The organism is Allorhizocola rhizosphaerae, assembly GCF_003426775.1.
Lineage (GTDB): Bacteria > Actinomycetota > Actinomycetes > Mycobacteriales > Micromonosporaceae > Allorhizocola > Allorhizocola rhizosphaerae.
Genome location: NZ_QJUG01000341.1, coordinates 1 through 6,572 on the forward strand (window position 1 = coordinate 1; position 6,572 = coordinate 6,572).

General features: G+C 68.4%; 8 protein-coding genes. 4 read left to right on the forward strand and 4 right to left on the reverse strand.

Translation table 11 applies throughout. The annotated features are described in order from the left end of the window. The coding region (locus tag DM816_RS39330) for a DUF6311 domain-containing protein (protein ID WP_162908308.1) at positions 1–1,335 on the reverse strand (1,335 nt) is incomplete at its 3' end. Positions 1,336–1,461: 126 nt separating this feature from the next. On the opposite strand from DM816_RS39330, the gene DM816_RS39335 reads away from it, so the two are divergent. Genes DM816_RS39335 through DM816_RS39350 form a run of 4 tightly spaced genes read left to right on the forward strand, consistent with a single transcriptional unit; the run spans position 1,462 to position 3,918 of the window. Continuing rightward, on the forward strand, positions 1,462–2,415 hold the full coding sequence (locus tag DM816_RS39335; RefSeq protein ID WP_246002637.1) for an ATP-binding protein: 954 nt from the start codon (positions 1,462–1,464) through the stop codon (positions 2,413–2,415). Continuing rightward, on the forward strand, positions 2,405–2,773 hold the full coding sequence (locus DM816_RS39340; protein ID WP_117215568.1) for an SCO5389 family protein: 369 nt from the start codon (positions 2,405–2,407) through the stop codon (positions 2,771–2,773). The genes DM816_RS39335 and DM816_RS39340 overlap by 11 nt, the downstream gene beginning before the upstream one ends. 16 nt (positions 2,774–2,789) lie before the next feature. Beyond that, positions 2,790–3,566 carry an LLM class flavin-dependent oxidoreductase gene (locus tag DM816_RS39345; protein ID WP_162908309.1) on the forward strand — a complete coding sequence of 259 codons (777 nt, stop codon included), beginning with the start codon at positions 2,790–2,792 and terminating at the stop codon, positions 3,564–3,566. Beyond that, the gene (locus tag DM816_RS39350; protein WP_117215570.1) at positions 3,541–3,918 is read left to right on the forward strand and encodes a MerR family transcriptional regulator; all 378 of its coding nucleotides are present in this window, start codon (positions 3,541–3,543) and stop codon (positions 3,916–3,918) included. The genes DM816_RS39345 and DM816_RS39350 overlap by 26 nt, the downstream gene beginning before the upstream one ends. Here the strand turns inward: DM816_RS39350 and DM816_RS39355 are convergent. From DM816_RS39355 to sucB, 3 genes are all read right to left on the reverse strand, one after another. Continuing rightward, positions 3,898–4,764 carry a TIGR01777 family oxidoreductase gene (locus DM816_RS39355; protein WP_117215571.1) on the reverse strand — a complete coding sequence of 289 codons (867 nt, stop codon included), beginning with the start codon at positions 4,762–4,764 and terminating at the stop codon, positions 3,898–3,900. The genes DM816_RS39350 and DM816_RS39355 overlap by 21 nt on opposite strands. Positions 4,765–5,035: 271 nt before the next feature. After that, positions 5,036–5,536, reverse strand: a complete 501-nt coding sequence (locus DM816_RS39360; protein WP_117215572.1) for an FKBP-type peptidyl-prolyl cis-trans isomerase — start codon at positions 5,534–5,536, stop codon at positions 5,036–5,038. Beyond that, on the reverse strand, positions 5,533–6,572 hold a 1,040-nt coding region (gene sucB / locus DM816_RS39365; protein ID WP_117215573.1), incomplete at its 5' end, for a 2-oxoglutarate dehydrogenase, E2 component, dihydrolipoamide succinyltransferase. The genes DM816_RS39360 and sucB, both read right to left, overlap by 4 nt.

The window sequence follows — 6,572 nt, forward strand, 5'->3', positions numbered from 1 at the left end:
CAGCGGCACGGGCGCCACCACCCCCTCACCCTCCACATAGGACTCCCACACCCCCGCGGAGAAGAAATGCGGCACGGGCTCGCGATCGCGCGTGAGAAGGGGAATCGGCACGAGTGGCAGCAGCGCCACCGTGAACGCCGCGCCCCACACCCAGCCAGGCCCCGGCTTGCGTGTCGTCACGAGCCACGCCAGCACCATCGCCACGATCGGCGCGACCACGAGCGCGAGCCGTGAGGGCAGCGCGGCGTTGAAGATGGGCAGGTCCCCGAGCAGTGCCTCGGGCAGCCAGATGTGCGGCTTCTTCTCGCGCATGTAGCGCAGCTCTGGCCCGAGCGAGAGCACGGCGAACACGAGCGCCACGATGGCCAGCACCCGGACCTCGACCCGCTTCCACAGCACGACGAAGCCGATGAACGCGAGCGCCAGCAGCGGCGCGCCGAAGAACGAGTTTTCCTCGGTCGGGTTGGGCGCGAGGTTGTCGTTGAGCCCGAGCGCCCCGGCGAGCGAACGCTCCGGGAACGCCCAGTAGGCGGCCAGGTCCTCGTTGTGCACGGTCGGGTCGAAGCCCGTGCCGTGGTAGCGCTGCGGGCCCGCGAAGTGCAGATACAGCGGGTAGGCGAGGAACACCCCGGCGGTGAGCGCCGCGATTCCCATGCCGGCGAGGAAATGCCCGATGGGCGTGCGCTGAAAGGGGTACCAGACAAGAGAAAAAACAGCCAGAGCCAGCGCGGCGAAGAAGAGGGCCTCGGCGGCCAGGGAAAACGCCACAGCGATCAATATGCCTAGCAGGAGGCCGTCACGGACGGGCCGTCTGCCCCGATACATCACGATGACGCGGGCGATGATCAGCGGGATGATCCACTGAGCGGTCCAGTTGAGGTGCGCGTTGGCATGCGAGATCATCGCCGGCGCGAACCCCGCGAAGATCCCGCCGACGGCGGCGCCCAGCTGCGTCGCGCCGAGGTGCCGGTTGAACAGCCAGTACCAGCAGTACGCGGTCGCGGCCAGGTTGAGCGTCAGGATGATCAGGAATGTCGTGGGTGGACCGAGCCACATGGTGACCGGCGCGAACGCGATCGCATAGACCGTGATGGACGTGTTGACTGCGAGGTTCACCCCGTCGGGCACGTTGAGCAGATAGGTGAACAGCGGGTCCTGAAAGTGCGTGAGCGCGTAGGCGCCGTAGCTCAGCAGCCACTCGAACAGCGCCTGATCGCCCGAGTTGACCTCGCTGGCCCGGCGCGCCGGGTTGACCCAGAAGCCGCTGGTGACCCAGAGCGCCAAAATCACGGACAGGCCAGCGACCAGCAGATCGATTCGACGCGCTTGGGACACCCGAAGAAGCTTAGTAAAGCCGTCCAGACTGGCCGATCACGAGGGGGCGAGGTGGAACCCGCCGGGGAATCCGCGTGTTGCGGTTGCGCGAGTTGTTGAAAACGACTACCAATAACAATTATGAAGATGGCATTTGTCGGAAAGGGTGGGAGCGGCAAGACCACGCTCGCCGCCCTGACCGCGCGTCGGTTGGCCGGACGGCCACTGCTGGCGATCGACGCGGATATCAACCAGCACCTCGCGGCGGCGCTGGGCGCGAGCGAGGACGAGGCCGTCCTGCTGCCGGCGCTCGGTGACCACCTCGATTTGATCAAGGAGTACCTGCGCGGCGACAACCCGCGAATCAGCTCCGCGCACGCGATGGTCAAGACGACCCCGCCCGGCCGTGGATCAAGACTGCTGACGGTGAGCGAGACCAACCCGATCTACGAGCGCCTCGTGCATGACGTGGGCGGGATCCCGCTCGCGGTGACCGGGCCGTTCGCCACCGAGGATCTGGGCGTGGCGTGCTACCACTCCAAGGTCGGCGCGGTCGAGCTGCTGCTGAACCACCTGGTGGACGGCGCGGGGGAGTACGTGGTCGTGGACATGACGGCCGGCGCGGACAGCTTCGCGTCCGGGCTGTTCACCCGCTTCGACGTCACGTTCCTGGTGTGCGAGCCGACCCTGCGCAGCGTCGGTGTCTACAAGCAGTACGTGGGCTATGCCCGCGACTTCGGCGTGCGCGTGCACGTCGTCGGCAACAAGATCGATGACGAGTCCGATGTGGACTTCCTGCGCGCTCACGTCGGCGACGACCTGCTGACCTGGATCGGGCGCTCCGGATTCGTCAAGGCCGCCGAGCGCGGCGTATTCAGTGGCCGCCTGGAGCCGGAAAACGCCTCGGCGCTCGATAAGATAGTTAAAACCGTCGATTTGTGTACCAAGGACTGGCCCACCTACACGCGCCAGGCCAACGAGTTCCACCTCCGCAACGCCCAGGCATGGGCCAGCGCCAAGGTCGGCGAGGACCTGGCCGCTCAGATCGATCCCGAGTTCGTGCTTGGGACGCTACGAAAGGATGAACAACATGTCGCTTGAAGTCCCCGCCGCTCTGCTTGAGCGGGCCGAGGCCGGCCACGTCGACGACGCCGAATTCGTCGACTGCGTGCGCCAGTCCCTGCCCTACGCGTGGAAGGTGATCAGCGAGGCGGCCGCGGTCGGCGAGCACGCCGTGCCGCCACCGTCCGAAAAGGAGCGTGGCGAGCTGCTGCGCGCGCTCGCCAGCGACGCCATCCGGGGCGCGTTGGAGCGCCACTTCGGGCGCAAGCTCGCGTTCCAGAACTGCCACCGGGTGGCCGCGTTCAAGTTCGAAGACGTGGGCGGGCCCGCCTACCAGGAGTTCATCTCGCCGGTCGCGCAGCTGCGCAACCAGTCGCCGGAATTGCGTGACTGCTAAGACGGTGGATGTCTTCTTGACCAGTGCCTTCGGCGTGCAGGCCGCCGTGGAGCACGCTCGCGCCGCCGAACTGTACGAGTTCGGCGGCGTGTGGCTGGCCGAGCACCACTTCGTCCAATATGGACGATGCCCGTCGGCGACGGTGCTCGCCGCCACGATCCTCCAGGCGACCGAGCACATCACGGTGGGCACGGCAGCCTGTGTGTTCTCCGCCCGCCACCCGATCAGCCTCGCCCATGAGGCTCTGCTCCTGCACGAACTCTACGGCGACCGGTTCGCGCTGGGGGTCGCCCGCGGTGGGCCCGGCATCGAAAACGACCTCATCGGCGGGGGGATGGACCGGTACCATAACGGCTTTTCTGAATGGCTCGACACGCTCCTGCACCACCTCGGCGGTGCGATGCCCGTGTGGGTGGCCGCGACCGGTCCGGCAACGGCGCAACTCGCCGCGGAAAGGGGCCTGCGCCTCATGCTCGGCGTGGAACGCCCGATCGATGAGCCGTGCGACGCCAAAGTGGTGCTCGCCTATCCCGGCGCCGAGGCCGAGCGTGAGCTGCGCCACAATTTGCCGCTGTGGCTGGCCCGCAAAGACCCGCACCGCGATTGGACCGACCACGTGGAGCGCCTGCTGCGGGTCAACCCGATCGGCCCGCCCGACGTCGTGGCCAACGCCCTGAGCAAGGTCGCCCGCCCACTGTGCATGGTCGAGGCCGCCGGATCGATCGACGGCACGACACGGCTCATGAAAACCCTGGCATCCTTGACGCATGGATCAGGGGCTCACGGTCGGTGAGATGGCGACGAAGATCGGCCTGTCCGCGCACACGCTGCGGTGGTACGAGCAGATGGGCCTGCTCGACCCCGTGCCGCGCGACAGCGCGGGCCGCAGGCGCTACGGCCAGCACGATGTGGACCGGCTCGACCTGCTGACGAAGATGCGCGCGACCGGCATGCCCGTGCGCGACATGGTGCGCTACATCGAGCTGGTGCGCGCGGGCGACGGCTCGCGCCCGGCCCGGCTGGCCATGCTTGAGGCACATCGCCACACCGTGCTCAAGCAGATCGACGAGCTTCAGCGCGACCTGTCCGTGATCGACCGCAAGATCGGGCTTTATCGCGACTCGCTACCGCAGTGCGAGATCTAGCGCGCGCTCCAGCGCTGCCTGCTCATGCCGGAAACCGTTGTCCGGCAACACCTTCGGCACGACGCGGAAGCTGCGGAACGCCTCGTTGGCGAACTCGCCATAGAGCACCTTGATGGCCAGCCTCGGGATCGGGAACACCGCCGGCCGGTGCACGGCCCGCGCGAAGGCCTTGGTGAACTCGGCGTTGGTGACCGGCGCTGGGCCCACCAGGTTGACCGGCCCGCTGATCCGGTCGTCGGCCACGATGTGCAGCACGGCCCGCACCCAGTCGTTGCGTGAAATCCACGGCACCCACTGCCGCCCGCTCCCCAGTCTGCCACCGATGCCAAGTCTGAACGGCAGCAGTTGCGGCTTCAGAAACCCGCTGCTGCGGTGCAGGACGTTGCCCGTGCGCAGGTTGATCACGCGGGCGCCCGCCTCCCGCGCCGCATCGGTGGCGCCCTCCCAGTCGATCGCGAGCCTGGCCAGAAAGTCGTCGCCGGGGCCTGCGGACTCATCGACCACGCGGTCGCCGGTGTCACCGTAGAAACCGACGCCCGAGGCATTGACGAGCAACGGAATTCCCTGTCTTGCCAACAATTTTGTGGGTACCACGCGACTGTCCCGCAGATCGCGCTTGACCTCATCGTTCCACCGCCGGTCGGCGACACCGGCGCCGCAAAGATTGATGACCGCGTCCGTGTCCTCGGGCAGGTCCACGACGCCCGCCACCGGATCCCACCTTCGCTGCTCCGGCCTTGCCGGGGGCCGGCGCACCAGCTGCGTCACCTCGTGACCGGCCGCGCGCAGCGCGGGCATGAGCGCTCCACCCAGGAACCCCGAGCCCCCCGCCACCACAATCCGCATCCGCCCATCATCCGCCACCCCCGCGCTTCGACACGCCCGGACCCCGGCCACCCGGCCCCACGGCGCCCCCGGTCGCGAGTTCTCGGGTAGGAGCAGGCGAGGCCAGTCGACGACCGGGTGGGTCCGCAGTCACCAACACCGCGACCAGTTGCTGAGGGATGGACTCCACAGAGTCCGACGAGCGGGACTGGGGCAGCCGGCCGTGGATGTTTCCACCACCTGTACAGCCTGTACGACGCTGCCCCGCTCTACCGCTACTTCCGCTCGTGGGTCACTTGCCGTTGACCGACACGATGTCCACGACGAACACCAGGGTCTCGCCGGCCTTGATGTCGGCACCCTGCTGCTGATTGCCATACGCCAGATCGGCCGGGATCACCAGCAGCCTGCGCATGCCCGTCTTCACGCCCACGAGCCCCTGGTTCCATCCCTGGATCACACGGGCCTGGCCGAGTGGTTGCACCGCAAAGGGTTTGCGGCCCGGTCCCCACGACGAGTCGAACTGCTTCTTCGTGGACCACGCTACGCCCACGTAGTTGACCTGGACGGAGTCGCCGTTTTTCGCGGCCGTGCCCGAGCCAGCCGACACGTCGCGGGTCTGCAGCTCGGTGGGTGGGGCACAGCCGTCCGGTATCTCGATCACCGGCTGCTTGCCCGCATCACCGGAAACCTTCACGTCGCACGGCCCCGCGGCCGCCTCCTCCGATCCGCCACAGGCGGGCAGGAGGAGGGCGGCAGCCGCGAGCAGTGACGCCAGCGCGAGGCGCTTCACAGGCCCAGCTCGGATTCGAAGTTGCCCGCCTCAAGCCGCTCCTTGATGGCGGTCAGGAACCGGGCCGCATCCGCGCCGTCGACCAGTCTGTGGTCATAGGACAGTGCGAGGTAGACCATGTGGCGGGGCAGGATCAGCTCACCGAGGTCGGGGTCGTCGACCACGACCGCCCGCTTGACCACCGCTCCCGTGCCGAGGATGGCCGCCTGCGGCTGGTTGATGATCGGGGTGTCGAACAGGGCCCCGCGGCTGCCGGTGTTGGTGATGGTGAACGTGCCACCGGCCAGCTCGTCCGGCATGATCTTGTTGTTGCGGGTGCGCTCGGCGACGTCGGCGATCCGCTTGGCGAGGCCGGCCAGGTTGAGGTCGCCCGCGTTGTGGATCACCGGGACGATCAGGCCCTTCTCGGTGTCCACGGCGATGCCCAGGTGCTCACCGTCGTGGTAGGTCACGGTGCCGGCCTCCATGTCCATGGAGGCGTTGAGGTTGGGGTGCGTGCGCAGCGCCTCGGTCGTGGCCAGCGCGAAGAACGGCAGGAAGGACAGCTTCACCCCGTGCGTGCCGAGGAAGTCCTTCTTCGCCTGGTCGCGCAGCCGCGCGATCCGGGTGACATCGACCTCGACGACCGTGGTGAGCTGCGCGGAGACCTGCAGCGACTCCAGCATGCGCTTGGCGATGGTCATGCGCAGCCGGGGCAGCTTCTCCGTGCGCCCACGCAGCGGGCTCGGCGCGGCCTTCGGCTTCTCGGCCACTGCGGCCGGGGCAGGTGCCGGCTTGGGCGCCTTGGCCCGCTCGGCGGCGTCTAGCACATCCTGCTTGCGGATGCGCCCGCCCACGCCCGTGCCCTGGACGGAGCTCAGGTCGACGCCGTGCTGGCCGGCCAGCTTGCGCACCAGCGGCGTCACGTAACCGTCGGACACCTCGCCGTTGGCCGACACGGGCGTCGGCTGCGGCTGGGCCTGTGCGGGCTGGGCCGCTTGGGCCGGCTCGGGTCGGGGCTGCGCAGGCGCGGGCTGCGCGGGGGCCGGTGTGGGCG